Annotated in this window: 12 protein-coding genes; 6 read left to right on the top strand and 6 right to left on the bottom strand. The window is 74.9% G+C overall.

Features of this window, described 5'->3' with window-relative positions; genetic code table 11:
* Positions 1 to 20: 20 nt before the first annotated feature.
* From ABD345_RS33030 to ABD345_RS33005, 6 genes are all read right to left on the bottom strand, one after another.
* Positions 21 to 1,019 carry an endonuclease/exonuclease/phosphatase family protein gene (locus ABD345_RS33030; protein WP_344557587.1) on the bottom strand — a complete coding sequence of 333 codons (999 nt, stop codon included), beginning with the start codon at positions 1,017 to 1,019 and terminating at the stop codon, positions 21 to 23.
* Between the two features lie 104 nt (positions 1,020 to 1,123).
* A complete protein-coding gene (locus tag ABD345_RS33025; RefSeq protein WP_344557585.1) occupies positions 1,124 to 1,984 on the bottom strand; it encodes a DMT family transporter in 861 nt (286 codons plus the stop codon).
* A gap of 144 nt (positions 1,985 to 2,128) precedes the next feature.
* On the bottom strand, positions 2,129 to 3,364 hold the full coding sequence (locus ABD345_RS33020) for a hypothetical protein (RefSeq protein WP_344557583.1): 1,236 nt from the start codon (positions 3,362 to 3,364) through the stop codon (positions 2,129 to 2,131).
* Between the two features lie 206 nt (positions 3,365 to 3,570).
* A complete protein-coding gene (locus ABD345_RS33015) occupies positions 3,571 to 5,409 on the bottom strand; it encodes a hypothetical protein (protein WP_344557581.1) in 1,839 nt (612 codons plus the stop codon).
* A 232-nt stretch (positions 5,410 to 5,641) separates the two neighbouring features.
* On the bottom strand, positions 5,642 to 7,285 hold the full coding sequence (locus tag ABD345_RS33010) for an AMP-binding protein (protein ID WP_344557579.1): 1,644 nt from the start codon (positions 7,283 to 7,285) through the stop codon (positions 5,642 to 5,644).
* Between the two features lie 97 nt (positions 7,286 to 7,382).
* Positions 7,383 to 7,685 carry a hypothetical protein gene (locus ABD345_RS33005; protein WP_344557577.1) on the bottom strand — a complete coding sequence of 101 codons (303 nt, stop codon included), beginning with the start codon at positions 7,683 to 7,685 and terminating at the stop codon, positions 7,383 to 7,385.
* A 294-nt stretch (positions 7,686 to 7,979) separates the two neighbouring features.
* Here ABD345_RS33005 and dhbA point away from each other — a divergent pair, with 294 nt between their 5' ends.
* The 6 genes from dhbA (at position 7,980) to ABD345_RS32975 (ending at position 13,160) form a co-directional block, all read left to right on the top strand.
* Positions 7,980 to 8,780 carry a 2,3-dihydro-2,3-dihydroxybenzoate dehydrogenase gene (gene dhbA / locus ABD345_RS33000; protein WP_344557576.1) on the top strand — a complete coding sequence of 267 codons (801 nt, stop codon included), beginning with the start codon at positions 7,980 to 7,982 and terminating at the stop codon, positions 8,778 to 8,780.
* Positions 8,781 to 8,946: 166 nt separating this feature from the next.
* Complete coding sequence (locus tag ABD345_RS32995; RefSeq protein ID WP_344557574.1) at positions 8,947 to 10,197, top strand: isochorismate synthase; 1,251 nt, start codon at positions 8,947 to 8,949, stop codon at positions 10,195 to 10,197.
* Positions 10,194 to 10,382 carry a hypothetical protein gene (locus ABD345_RS32990; protein ID WP_344557573.1) on the top strand — a complete coding sequence of 63 codons (189 nt, stop codon included), beginning with the start codon at positions 10,194 to 10,196 and terminating at the stop codon, positions 10,380 to 10,382. The genes ABD345_RS32995 and ABD345_RS32990 overlap by 4 nt, the downstream gene beginning before the upstream one ends.
* Positions 10,379 to 11,980, top strand: coding sequence for a (2,3-dihydroxybenzoyl)adenylate synthase (locus tag ABD345_RS32985; protein WP_344557572.1), 1,602 nt, complete (start codon positions 10,379 to 10,381; stop codon positions 11,978 to 11,980). The genes ABD345_RS32990 and ABD345_RS32985 overlap by 4 nt, the downstream gene beginning before the upstream one ends.
* Before the next feature lie 53 nt (positions 11,981 to 12,033).
* A complete protein-coding gene (locus tag ABD345_RS32980) occupies positions 12,034 to 12,690 on the top strand; it encodes an isochorismatase family protein (RefSeq protein ID WP_344557571.1) in 657 nt (218 codons plus the stop codon).
* A complete protein-coding gene (locus ABD345_RS32975) occupies positions 12,687 to 13,160 on the top strand; it encodes a GNAT family N-acetyltransferase (RefSeq protein ID WP_344557570.1) in 474 nt (157 codons plus the stop codon). Before ABD345_RS32980 ends, ABD345_RS32975 begins: the two co-directional genes overlap by 4 nt.
* Positions 13,161 to 13,183: the final 23 nt, after the last annotated feature.

Below are 13,183 nucleotides of genomic sequence, written 5' to 3'. Positions count from 1 at the left end.
CCGTCCCCGGCCCTCCTCCGCTACGGGGTGACGGCGAGTTCGGCGACCACGGCGCGGTGGTCGCTGCGCGCCAGGGCGTGCTCGGAGACGTCGACGGCGGTCAGCGCGGAGCCGTGCAGGACGTGGTCGATCTGGATCAGCGGCGGGACGCCGTGGTAGTCCGGGTGGTTCTCCGGCCAGGTCGGGAAGAGGCCCGCGCCGAGCTCCTCGTGGGTGTCGGTCAGCCCGGTGCCGAGCAGGTCGCGCATCGGCTTGTGGTCGAGGGTCGCGTTGAAGTCGCCCAGCAGGACGGCGTCGCGGGTGCGCCCGGGTGCGGCGGCGGTCAGCGCGTGCAGCCCTTCGGCCCAGCGGCGGACGTCGCCCAGCGGGTAGTAGGTGTGCACGGCGACCAGGTGCACCGGGTGGCCGCCGAGTTCGACGGTCAGGTTGGCGTAGGGCCAGGCCGGGTCGGCGGCGGAGCTGACGGGCAGCCGGGTGTAGAGCGCGCTGTCGCTGCCGGCCGGGCGTTCGCGGTGCGGGAGCAGCGCGCGGATGCCGGCCGCGTCCAGTGCCGCGGCGGCGGAGTCGCTCTGCTCCTCGACGGCGAGCACGTCGATCCGCTGTTCGCGCACCAGGTCGACCAGGGCCCGGGGCGAGACCTGGCCCATGAAGTTGTTGCTGGTGGCCACCCGCAGCCGGGGCGCGCCGGCCGGGACGTCCGCGCCGTCCGGCAGGAACCGGGGCACCAGCCACCACAGCTGCAGCAGCACCAGCGCGGCCGCGACCCCGGTCAGCCACTTCGCGCGCAGCAGCGCGACCACGGGCAGCAGCAGGACGGTGAGCAGCGCCGCGTACGGCAGGAAGGACATCGGCAGGGCCCAGAGCGTGCCGTCGTCCCACCCGAACAGCCGCACCGCGGTGAGCACGGCCGGGCCCGCCAGCAGCACCCCGCAGCCGACCGGCCCGGCGGTGCGCCACCACCGCCGCCCGTCCGGGGCCGCCCCGCCCTCCACCGTCTCCTCCGGCGTACCGTCCGCCACGGCGCTCCTCCCCGACCGTCAGAACGTCAGAACCCCGACCGGCGGCCATGATCACCCGGCCGCCGTCGTGAAGGACGGACGCCCGGACCGGCGGGGCGGTTCCGTCAGTGCGCGGTCTCGCGGATGTTCGGGACGGCCCGGACCAGGGTGACGACGCCGCCGACCACCAGGGCGACGGCGAGCGCCTCGGGGATCAGCAGCCAGCCGGTGCGGACCGTCTCGTCGAAGAGCACCACGCCGAGCAGCAGGCTGACGGCGGCGTCGCCGATGGTCAGCGCGGGCTGGGAGGCGACCAGCGGGCCGGCCTGGAGGGCGTTCTCCAGCAGCAGGACGGCGGCGATGCCGGTGAGCGCGAAGCCGTACGTCTGCCAGGCGGTGAGGAACCCGGACGGGCCGTGGTCGGAGAAGGTGCCGGTGGCGGACTTCAGCAGGGCGGCGGTGAGCGCGTTGCCGACCGCGGCGGCGGTGCCGAGCGCCCCCGCCCGGAACACCGGCCCGCGGTGGCGGCCGCGGGCGGCGGCGACGCACAGCGCCATCACGCCGAGGCAGCCGATCAGGACGGGCGTCCAGCGGCTCATCGGCGCCTGGTCCTCGGCGCCGGAGGGGGCGGCGCAGCCGAGGAACAGGGCCAGGCCGCCGACCACCGCCGCGACGCCGGCCCAGCCGGCGGCGGGCATCCGGCGGTGCAGCAGCGGCGCGGCGATCAGCAGGGCGAACGGCAGTTCCAGCACGAACACCGGCTGCACCAGGGCGAGCGGCCCGAACGCGAGCGCGAGCGCCTGGAACAGCGCGGCCCCGGCCACCCCGGCGATGCCCGCGACCCAGGCCGGGTCGCGGGCCAGCACCAGGAGGAACCGCAGTCCCCCGCCCCGGTCGACCCGGGCCGCCGCCTTCCGCTGGAAGGCGGTCCCGGCCGCGTTGGAGGCGGCCCCGAACACGGCGAACACCACAGCGAGCACGTCCACCCGCCATCGGTTCCCCCGCCCCCGGCCGCGAACCCCCGCCTCCCCCGAACGGCCGAGTCCTCGCTCGGCCCGGGCCCCGGGCCGGGAACGCGTCCGGCCCGCCGCGGGTCGGGGGCTGCGGCGGGCCGGACGGGAGTGGAGCGGTTACTGCTGGCCGCTCCAGGAGGAGCGCGGCTGGGCCTTCACGCCGCGGAGGGTGGCCGGGTCGATGTCGACGTCCGCGTAGAAGACGCCGAGGTTGTAGCCGTCGCCCTGGGTGTTGACGGTGACGCTGATGTCGGTGTCGCCGTTGCGCAGGTACGGGGAGACGTCCCAGCGGTTGGCGTCGTAGCCGAAGGTGTTGGGGTAGGCGGGGTTGCGGTTGAAGCGCTGGGCCGGGTCGGCGTTGTCGAGGTTGGAGGTGAAGGCGTCGTTGGCGGGGTGCAGGGCGTCGCTGAAGCGGGTGAGCGGGCCGTTGGTGGACTTCAGGTCCATGGTGTCGCCGGTCCACTTGTGGTCGCCGTCGTAGACGACCCAGCCGAGGTGGCCGGTGACGGGGCCGGTGGCGGGGGTCTTGATGCCGCTCAGCACGCCGGTGAGGGCGGGGCTGTTGGGGAGCTCGGGCTGGAAGCCGTCCCAGACGTGCAGGTGGCGCAGCGGTTCGCAGTCGCGCTCGTAGGCGACGACGACGGTCCAGCCGCCCCAGCTGTGCGGCTTGACGACGGAGTCCATGTCGGCGGCCTCGTAGGTGCCGGAGCCGTGGTTGCGGACCTGCTCGGTGATGTCGGCGGAGGCCTGGTAGCTGCTCTCCTCGTCGGTGGTGATGTAGCCGATGGAGGGCTGCTGGTTGGCGATGTTGGTGTACTGGGCGTCGCCGGCGAACTTGAAGTAGATCTCGTCGATCTGGCTCTCGGGCAGCACGGTGTCGCCGATGCCGCGGGTGCCGCCCCAGTAGAGGCGGGCGAACTTGACGGTGGCGCCCTCGGGGATCTGCAGGTCGGCGGAGCTGGAGGAGTAGATCGGGTCGCCGAGCGGGCCGACGTGGCCGGGGCCGTCGATGTTGATGTACTTCATCTGGAAGTTGTTGTTGATCGGGCGGGGCCCGTCGCCGTTGCGGGCCTGCGCGCAGGGGGCCTGCGCCGGGTCGACCGGGGGCTGGGTCTCGTCGCAGGTCATCAGGGTGTTGCCGATGTGGGTGATGCCGCCGTGGAAGTCGCCCTCGAAGCGGGTGGTGAAGGGCAGCCGGTTCTCGGTGACGGTGGTCGCGGCGGTGACCCGGTTGTGCGGGGCGGTGGGGTGGCTGTCGGTGGAGTACGCGGCGGGGACGGCCAGTGCGCTCGCGGCGGCGACGAAGGCGGCGGTGGCGGTCAGGGTACGCCGAGTGGGGCGGGGACGGGACAAGGGGGGAGCTCCTCTGACGGGTGGTCAAACGCCCTGTTGGGGCGGCATTACCACCTGACCATCCGTCAGGCACGGGATCGGGGTATTGGGCCGAACGACGGCATTCCTGAGTATTTCCTGAGAATTGCGCCGTTCGGCCCGCCGCGCGCTCGGGCCGGAGCGCGCGGCGGGCCGTGTCCGTGGGGCCGGGTGGCCTCAGGCGGTCGTCACGGGTAGGAGACGACGTTGCTGGGGCCGCCGAAGGAGGGGTCGACGGCGCGGCCGGTGCCGTTGATCACCGAGTCGATGCCGCCGGAGCCGTTCAGGAAGACGGTCAGCAGGTCGTGGAACTTGACGCCGGGGGTGACGGGCGCCTGGAAGGCCGTCGAGTTGCGGATGTCGACGCCCTGGTTGAAGTAGGAGTAGCTGCCCATGCCCCAGCCCTCGAAGGTCTTCACCTTCGGGCCGACCGCGAACGCCGGGTAGCCCTTCTGCTGCTTGCTCGCCATCCACGCGGCCTGGTTCGGCACGTCGTAGGGGTTCTCGTTCTGGAAGAACACCACCTGGCCGTGCTCGCCGTTCCACTCGACCTCGGTCTTCTGGAAGTGCTCGACGGCCAGGCCGGTGGCGGTGACCCGGTCGCCGTTGACGACCAGTCCGGTGTCGCTGCGGGCGCTGGTCCAGCTGCCGCCGCCGGTGCCGTGGTCGGCGCGCCAGATCCAGGCGTCGTCGATCAGGGTGTCGTCGCTGTTGACCTCCAGCGCGGTGTCGGCCGCGCCGTTCAGCGCGCCGCCGACCCGGAAGAACACGTCGGACAGTGCGATCGGGTCGTTGCGGTGCGCGTCGTGGGCGCCCCGGTTGCCGACCTGCACCAGCACCTGCGAGTTCTTCTCGCCGGCGTCGACGATCAGGCCGGAGACGTTGACGCCGTCCACGTCGTCGACCTTGATCGCGGCGTTGCCCTTGGTCGGGACGAGGGTGGCGAAGCCGAGGCCGATCACCTGGGTGCCGGGGCGGGTGACCTTGATCGCCTCGGGCAGCTCGTACACGCCCGGGGTGAGCAGCAGGTCGCGGCCGGCCTTGAGGGCGGCGTTGATCTGCTTGACGTCGGCGCCGGGGCGGACCACGTAGAAGTCGTCCAGGGAGACCGAGCGGCCCGGGGTGGCGCCGTCCTCCCAGCTGGTGCCGCGGGAGTCGCGCTGGGTGGCGGGGACGAAGACCCGGTACCGGCCCTGGTCGTCCAGGTACAGGTAGGGGGCTTCGCGGGTGACCGGGCAGGTGTCCAGGGTGGTGTACGGGGAGGCGCCCTGCTCGGTGGAGAAGGACTGGGCGGGGGCGCCCTCGGTGCCGCAGAACACCTGGTTCCAGACGCCGTTGCTCCAGCCGTCCAGGTTGCTGTTGCGGGTGAAGAACTGCTGCTGGGAGCCGTTGACCACGGTGGCGGCGGTGAACTTGGAGTCGGCGATGAAGCCGCCGCTGGCCCAGGAGGGCGAGCCGGTGCAGTAGTCCATCAGCGTCACGTTGCCGTTCATCTGGACCCGGCGCAGCGGTGCGGCCTGGGAGACCGCCCAGAAGTCGGTGTTGCCGTAACAGCCGCTCTGGCCCGCGACGTTGACCGTCAGGTTGCTCAGCGAGCGCCAGAAGTTGGTGGTGGCGTAGCACTGCGACTGGTCGCCGCCGACGCACTGGTTGTACACGTTGACGGAGCCGTTGATCACCACGTCGCCGGGGTTCCTGCCGAGGCCCGCGACGCTCTCGTAGAAGCCGACCGGGAAGACCAGCGGGTCGGCCGCGGTGCCGTAGCTGCCGGGCTCGAACAGGATCGCGTAGCGCTGCGGGCCGAACTCGTTGCCGGCCTGGGCCTGGGCGAGGGCGTTCAGGCGGTCCTGGATCTCGGCCTTGGGCATGCCCGGGTCGAGGACGATCACGTTCGCGCCGAGGCTGCCGCCGCCGGGCGGCACGGGGGCCGCGGCGGCCTGGGTGGTGGGGGCGACGAGGGTCGCGACCAGGGCGGTGGCGGCGGCCGCCGCGAGGCCGTAGCGGCGGGACCGGGGAGCTCGGTTCATGGGGGTGCACACCCGTCTGGTGGGATCCGGGGGACGGCGGCCGGGGGGCGTCGCGCGTGACCGCACGTCAGTCGCGGACCCCGGCCGCTTACTTCACGCCGAGATTTAACGTATGAGAAAAGTGGGCGTCAAGACCCGTGACAGCTTCGATGCCGGACGGAACGCACCGGGGCCGGACCCCCGGCTAGGTCCGGCCCCGGTGAACCCGCTGGTCAGCACCGGTCGACGCGCGTCAGTGCGCGGCGTCCCGCTCCCCCGCCAGCAGGGCGGCCGCCACCTCGCGCATCTCGACCTTGCGGACCTTGCCGGTGACGGTCATCGGGAACTCCTCGACCACGTGCACGTAGCGCGGGATCTTGAAGTGGGCGAGCCGGCCGGTGCAGAATGCGCGCACCGCCTCCGCCGTGAGCGGCCGCGCGCCCTCGCGCATCCGCACCCAGGCCATCAGCTCCTCGCCGTACTTGGCGTCGGGCACCCCGATCACCTGGACGTCGAGCACGTCCGGGTGGGCGTACAGGAACTCCTCGATCTCGCGCGGGTACACGTTCTCGCCGCCGCGGATCACCATGTCCTTGATCCGGCCGGTGATCGACAGGTAGCCGTCCGGGTCCATCACCGCCAGGTCGCCGGTGTGCATCCAGCCCTCCGGGTCGACCGCCTCGGCGGTCCGCTCCGGCTCGCCCCAGTAGCCGAGCATCACCGAGTAGCCGCGGGTGCACAGTTCGCCGGGCTCGCCGCGCGGCACGGTGCGGCCGGTCTCCGGGTCGACCACCTTGACCTCCAGGTGCGGGCCGACCCGGCCGACGGTGGAGACCCGGCGCTCCACCGAGTCGTCCACCCGGGTCTGGGTGGAGACCGGGGAGGTCTCCGTCATGCCGTAGCAGATCGACACCTCCGCCATGCCCATCCGCTCCATCACGCCCTTCATCACCTCGGTCGGGCACGGCGCGCCCGCCATGATGCCGGTGCGCAGGCCGGACAGGTCGTACCCGTCGAACCCCGGGTCGGCCAGCTCGGCGATGAACATGGTGGGCACCCCGTACAGCGAGGTGCAGCGCTCGGCGGCCACCGCCGCCAGGGTGGCGGCGGCGTCGAAGGCCGGGGCCGGGATCACCGTGCAGGCGCCGTGCGAGGTGGCCGCGAGGTTGCCCATCACCATGCCGAAGCAGTGGTAGAAGGGCACCGGCAGGCAGATCCGGTCCCGCTCGGTGTAGCCGCACAGCTCGCCGACGAAGTAGCCGTTGTTCAGGATGTTGCGGTGCGAGAGCGTGGCGCCCTTGGGGAAGCCGGTGGTGCCCGAGGTGTACTGGATGTTGATCGGGTCGTCGGCACTCAACTCCTCGGCGATGGACGCGAGTTCCGCCCGGTCCCCGGCCCGGCCGGCGGCCAGCAGCGCGGGCCAGTCCGGGCCGTCCAGCAGCACCACGTCCGCCAGACCGGGGCAGCGCGGGCGCACCTCGGCGATCATCGCCGCGTAGTCGGAGGTCTTGAACCGCTCGGCGGCCACCAGCAGCCGCACCCCCGCCTGGCCGAGCACGTACTCCAACTCGTGCGCCCGGTACGCCGGGTTGATCGTCACCAGGATCGCGCCGAGCCGGGCGGTGGCGTACTGGGCGAGCGTCCACTCGGCCCGGTTCGGCGCCCAGATGCCGACCCGGTCGCCCTTGCCGACGCCCCGGGCGCGCAGGCCGAGCGCCACCGCGTCCACGTCGGCGGCGAACTCGGCGTACGTCCAGCGCCGGCCGGTGGCGCACTCCACCAGCGCCTCCCGCTCCGGGAAGGCGCGCACCGCCCGGTCGAGGTTGGCGCCGACGGTGTCGTCGAGCAGCGGCGTGCCGGTCGGGCCGGTGCAGTGGCTGAGCGGTTCACGGGACAAGGGGGCCTCCTGGGAGCGGGTGGTACTACCGGCGGGTACCCATGCTGCGCAGCCGCCGCCCGCTTGACCAGCCCCTTTCCGGGATTCGGTCCGGCGCTCAGTCCGACAGGGTGCGGTCGCCGATCACGTCCAGGTTGCGGAAGGTCGGCGGGCCGTCGCAGAGTGCGGCGGCCCGGGCCGCGAACTCGGCGGTCTCGGGGCGCTGCGAGTTCTCCATCGCCACCTCGTACGAGGGGAACTCCACGATGTTCAGGTAGGTGTCGGTGCCGTCCCGGTCCCTGGTCTGCAGGGCGCGCACGGCGAGGCGGTGGCCCTCGTTCTTGGCGACCCATTCGTCCAGCAGCTCGTCGAACTCGTCGATCCGCCCGGTCCGGTACTCGATGATCTGGATGAATCTCACCGGTGGCCTCCTCGGCTCACGCGGGCGGGCGCCCACCCGCTGGGGTCCAGCGTCCTCGTGGGGCGGACGGGGCGCAATGCGGGGCGGCGCGGGGGCCGGGAGCGGGCGGGTGCGGGTGGGCGCGGGGTCCGGGTGCGGTCCGGCCGTGGCGGGTGCGGCGCGGGTGACGGGGGGTCAGGACGGCGGTGGGGGCGGGTGGTCGCGGGGCACCCCGGGAAGGAAGATTAGGCTAACCTAACCTCAGTGGGTCGGGGTCCTCCGGCCCGCCGCGTCCGCACACCCCGGAGCACCCCCATGCCCTTCACCACCCGCATACCCGCGCCCGCCCTCCCCGCCGCCACCGCCGGGGACGACTTCGGGGGCCGGATCGCCCTGGTCACCGGGGCGGCCCAGGGCATCGGCGCGGCCGTGGCCGCCCTGCTGGCCGCCCGCGGCGCCCGGGTGGTCGGCTGCGACCTGCGCGGCGACCCGGACGGCGGGGCGGACGGCGTCCGGGAGCTGGACGTCACCGACGGCGCGGCCGTCGAGGCCCTGGTCGAGCGCGTCGAACGCGAACTCGGGCCGGTGGACGTGCTGGTGAACGTCGCCGGAGTGCTGCGGGTGGCACCCGCGCTGGAACTGACGGACGCCGACTGGCGGCACTCCTTCGAGGTCAACACCACCGGCGTGTTCCACACCTGCCGCGCGGTCGGACGCCGGATGGCCGCGCGCGGCCGGGGCTCCGTCGTCACCGTCGGCTCCAACGCCGCCGGGGTCCCGCGCACCGGCATGGCCGCGTACGCCGCGTCCAAGGCCGCCACCGCCATGTACGTGCGCTGCCTGGGGCTGGAACTCGCCGCCGCCGGGGTGCGCTGCAACCTGGTCTCGCCCGGCTCCACCGACACCGCGATGCAGCGCTCGCTGTGGACCGACCCCGACGCCGAACGCCGCGTCCTGGAGGGCGACCCGGCCAGCTACCGGGTCGGCATCCCGCTCGGCCGGATCGCCGACCCCGCCGACATCGCCGAGGCGGTCGCCTTCCTGGCCGGCGACCGGGCCCGGCACATCACCATGCACGACCTGTACGTCGACGGCGGCGCGACCCTGCGGGCCTGACGCCCGCCGCCGCCTCCCGCCGCGACCCCCGTGCCCGGGGCGGCGACCGCTTCCGCCCCCGGCCGCTCCGCCACGCCCGCCCCCGTCCCCGCCCCTGCCCCGCTCCCGCCACCTCTCCCGCCTCGCCGTGCCGACGCGCGTCCGCGCATCGGCGGAACGGAGCAGCATGACCACCGCTTCCGCACTTCGAACGCCCGCGACCCCGACCGACACCGCCGACACCGCTGCCGCGGCCGCCGCCGGCGCCGGCGCGACCGACACCGCCGCCGGGTTGCTGGCGGCGTACCGGCCGGGTCCCGCCCGGGCGCTGCTCGCCACGCCGACCCGCACCCTGCTCGCCGAGGGCGTGCACCGGACGGTCGAGGACCCGGCGGCGGTCGGGTCGCTGCTCGGCGCGGGGGCCGACGGAGTCGACGGGGCCGGCGGGGGCGGCGGGGAACGGCTGGTGGTCGGGGCGATCCCGTTCGATCCGGGCGCGCCCGCCCGGCTGTTCGTCCCCCAGCGGGTCCGCCGGGCCGGGCCGGTGGCGGCCCTGGACGGGGAACCGGCACCCGGCGCCCCGGCGGGGGACGGGGGCTGGCGCAGCCGGCCGGTGCCGGAGCCGGACGGCTACCGGGCGGCGGTCGCGGAGGCGGTGCGCCGGCTGGCCGGTGACTCGCCGCTGGAGAAGGTGGTGCTGGCCCGCACCCTGGAGCTGACCGCGCCCGGCGGGAGCGACCTGGCGGCGATGGCGGCCCGGCTGGTGCGGCGCGACCCGCACGGCTACACCTTCGCGGTGCCCGCGGGCGGCACGGCGACGCTGATCGGGGCCAGCCCGGAGCTGCTGGTGTCGCGGCGCGGCACCCGGGTGGTGTCCAACCCGCTGGCGGGCTCGGCCGCCCGCAGCGCCGACCCGGTGGAGGACCGGCGGCGGGCCGAGGCGCTGCTGGAGTCCGCGAAGGACCTCGCCGAGCACGCCTTCGTGGTCGACGCGGTCCGGGCCGCACTGTCCCCGTTCTGCGCCGAACTGGCCGTCCCCGCACGGCCGGTGCTGCTGCGCACCGCCGCGATGTGGCACCTGTCGTCCACCGTCACCGGCGTGCTGCGCGACCCGGCCACCAGTGCGCTGGAGCTGGCCCTCGCCCTGCACCCGACCCCGGCGGTCTGCGGCACCCCGACCGCGCAGGCCCGGGCGGCGATCGGCGAGCTGGAGCCCTTCGACCGGGGTCTGTACACCGGGGTGGTCGGCTGGGGCGACGCCTCCGGCGACGGCGAGTGGGTGGTGACCCTGCGCTGCGCCGAGGCGGACGGGGACCTGCTGCGCCTGTTCGCGGGTGCGGGCGTGGTCGCCGCCTCCGACCCGGAGCTCGAACTCGCCGAGACCGCGGCCAAGTTCCGCACCTTCCTGCACGCGGTGGGCCTGGCGGACGCCCGGTGAGCCCGGACCCGGTGAGCCCGCACCCGGTGGACCCGGACCCGGAGGCCGCCGTCACCCGGCACTGGAGCGGGCGCCTGCTGGACGCCGGGCTGCGCCAGCACGGCACCGGCACCGACACCGAACCGCCGCACCCCGCCGACTTCCCTTCCGCCCAGCCGAGTTGCCCTCCGGAGGACGCCCGATGAACCTGTACCCGCCCGAGGCCGCCGCCCGCCACCGCGCCGCCGGGTACTGGACCGGCGAGCTGCTGGACGCGATGATCCGGCGGCACGCGGCCGCCGCGCCGGACCGGATCGCGGTCACCGACCGTTCCCGGCAGTGGAGTTACGCCGAACTGGACGCCCGGGCCGACCGGTTGGCGGCCGGGATGGCGGCGCGCGGGTTGCAGCGGGGCGACCGGGTGGTGCTGCAACTGCCCAACGTGGCCGAGTTCTTCGAGGTGTTCTTCGGCGCGCTGCGGGCCGGGGTGGTGCCGGTGATGGCGCTGCCCGCGCACCGGCGGGCCGAGATCTCGTACTTCTGCGAGTTCGCCGGGGCGAGGGCGCTGTTCGTCCCGGACCGCCACGAGGGCTTCGACCACCGCGAGTTGGCGGCCGAGGTGCGGGCGGCGGTGCCGCAGCCGCCGGAGGTGTTCGTGGTCGGGGAGCCGGGGCCGTTCGATTCGCTGGCCGAACTGCGCGCCCCCGAAGGGGCGTTGGTACCGGAGCCGGCCGACTCCGGTGACCTGGCGTTCCTCCAGCTGTCCGGCGGCTCGACCGGCCTGCCGAAGCTGATCCCGCGCTGCCACGACGACTACCTGTACAGCGTCCGGGCGTCCGCCGAGATCTGCGGACTCACCCGGGACTCGGTGTACCTGTGCGCGCTCCCGGCCGCGCACAACTTCCCGCTGTCCTCCCCGGGCACGCTCGGCACGTTCTTCGCGGGCGGCCGGGTCGTGCTGGCCCCCGACCCGAGCCCGGCCACCGCGCTGGGCCTGATCGCCCTCGAGCGGGTCACCCTGACCGGGGTGGTGCCGCCGCTCGCGCTGGCCTGGGCGGCGGCGGCCGAGGCGGCCGGGGCGGGCGGACCCGACCTGTCCAGCCTGGAGCTGCTGCAGGTCGGCGGGGCCAAGCTGAGCGAGGAGGCCGCCCGGCGGCTCGGACCGGCGCTCGGCTGCCGGCTCCAGCAGGTGTTCGGGATGGCCGAGGGCCTGGTCAACTACACCCGCCCCGAGGACGACGAGCACACCGTGCTCACCACCCAGGGCCGTCCGATCTCGCCCGACGACGAGGTCCGGGTGGTCGACGACCAGGACCGCGACCTGCCCGACGGCACCCCCGGCCACCTGCTGACCCGCGGCCCGTACACCGTCCGCGGCTACTGGCGGGCACCCGGGCACAACGCCCGCGCGTTCACCCCGGACGGGTTCTACCGCACCGGCGACATCGTCCGGCGCACCGCCACCGGGCACCTGGTGGTGGAGGGGCGGGCGAAGGACCAGATCAACCGGGGCGGCGAGAAGGTGGCCGCCGAGGAGGTGGAGAACGTGCTGCTGGCGCACCCGGCGGTGCACGACGTGTCGGTGGTCGCGGTGCCGGACGAGTTCCTCGGCGAGCGCTCCTGCGCGTACGTGGTGCTGCGCCCGGGCGCGGACCGGCCCCGGCCGGTCGAGCTGAAGTCGTTCGTCCGGGCCGCCGGGCTGGCCGGGTACAAGGTGCCGGACCTGGTGGAGTTCGTCGAGTCCTTCCCGTCCACCGGCATCGGCAAGGTCAGCAAGCAGGGCCTGCGCGCCCGCCGGGACTGACCCGCCGGCCCCCACCGCCCCGACCGTCCCCCTCCCCAGAAAGGCCGTCGTCCGTGGCACTCCCCGCCATCGCCCCCTACCCGCTGCCGCTGCCCGCCGAGCTGCCGCCGCGCCGCGTCCCCTGGCAGGTCGACCCGGCCCGGGCCGCCCTGCTGGTGCACGACCTGCAGCACTACTTCCTGTCCGCGTTCCCGCCCGCCGGGCCGCCGCTGGAACCCGTCCTGGCGAACACCGCCCGCCTGCTGGCCGCCGCCCGGGCCGCCGGGGTCCCGGTGTTCCACTCGCACCAGCGCGGCGGGCAGAGCCCCGAACAGCGCGGCCTGCAGCTGGACTTCTGGGGCCCGGGGCTGCCCGCCGACGAGCACGCCCAGGCGATGCCCGCCGCCGTCGCGCCCGCGCCCGGGGACCGGCTGGTGCTGAAGTGGAAGTACAGCGCCTTCGTCCGCACCGACCTCGCCGAGCAGCTCGCCGCGCTCGGCCGCGACCAGCTGGTGATCGCCGGGGTCTACGCCCACATCGGGGTTCAGATGACCGCCGCCGACGCCTGGCAGCGCGACCTGCAGGCGTTCGTGGTCGCCGACGCCGTCGCCGACTTCTCCGCCGAGCAGCACCACGAGGCGCTGCGCTGGACGGCCGGGAAGTGCGGGGTCGTCCTGGAGACCGCCCGGGTGCTGGAACGGCTCTCCGCGCACGGGGACGCCCTCGGATGACGCTCGCCACGGCCGTCGCCGTCCGCACCGACTTCCGCGACGCCCGCGCGCTGTACGAACTGTCGCTGCCGTTCCTGCGCACCGGCGCGCTGCGCGCCCGCACCCCGGCCGACTACCGGCGGGCCGCGGACACCTTCCTGGTGGTCCGCGGCCCGGACGGCGCCCCGGACGCCTGCGCGGCGCTGCGCGTCCTGCCGTCCGAGCCCGGGCACCCGCCGACCGGCGTGCTGCACAACCTGTGCGTGCGGGCCGAGCGGCAGGGCCGCGGGCTGGGCGGCCTGCTGGTGGCCGCCGCGCTGGCGCACGCCCGGCGGGCCGCGCTGTCCGCCGTGGTCACCGCGACCACCGGGGACGGCGCGCTGTTCGCCCGGCACGGCTTCGCCGAGGTCCCGGCCGCGGCCGCCCCGCCGTCCTGGGCCGCCGCACTGGACCCCGCCCGCGGCTCCCGGGTCTTCCGGTGCCTGCTGTGACCCGCCGGGGCGGCCGGTGACCG

This window comes from Kitasatospora saccharophila (genome assembly GCF_039529925.1).
Lineage (GTDB): Bacteria > Actinomycetota > Actinomycetes > Streptomycetales > Streptomycetaceae > Kitasatospora > Kitasatospora saccharophila.
Note: the sequence above shows the minus strand (reverse complement) of the source record. Positions and strands in the feature narration are given on the sequence as shown.

Excerpts from the sequence above, each read along its gene's own strand:
- ABD345_RS32975 (WP_344557570.1), top strand. The coding sequence starts at position 12,687 with ATGACGCTCGCCACGGCCGTCGCCGTCCGCACCGACTTCCGCGACGCC.
- ABD345_RS33015 (WP_344557581.1), bottom strand. The coding sequence starts at position 5,409 with ATGAACCGAGCTCCCCGGTCCCGCCGCTACGGCCTCGCGGCGGCCGCC.
- ABD345_RS32995 (WP_344557574.1), top strand. The coding sequence starts at position 8,947 with ATGACCACCGCTTCCGCACTTCGAACGCCCGCGACCCCGACCGACACC.
- dhbA (WP_344557576.1), top strand. The coding sequence starts at position 7,980 with ATGCCCTTCACCACCCGCATACCCGCGCCCGCCCTCCCCGCCGCCACC.
- ABD345_RS32985 (WP_344557572.1), top strand. The coding sequence starts at position 10,379 with ATGAACCTGTACCCGCCCGAGGCCGCCGCCCGCCACCGCGCCGCCGGG.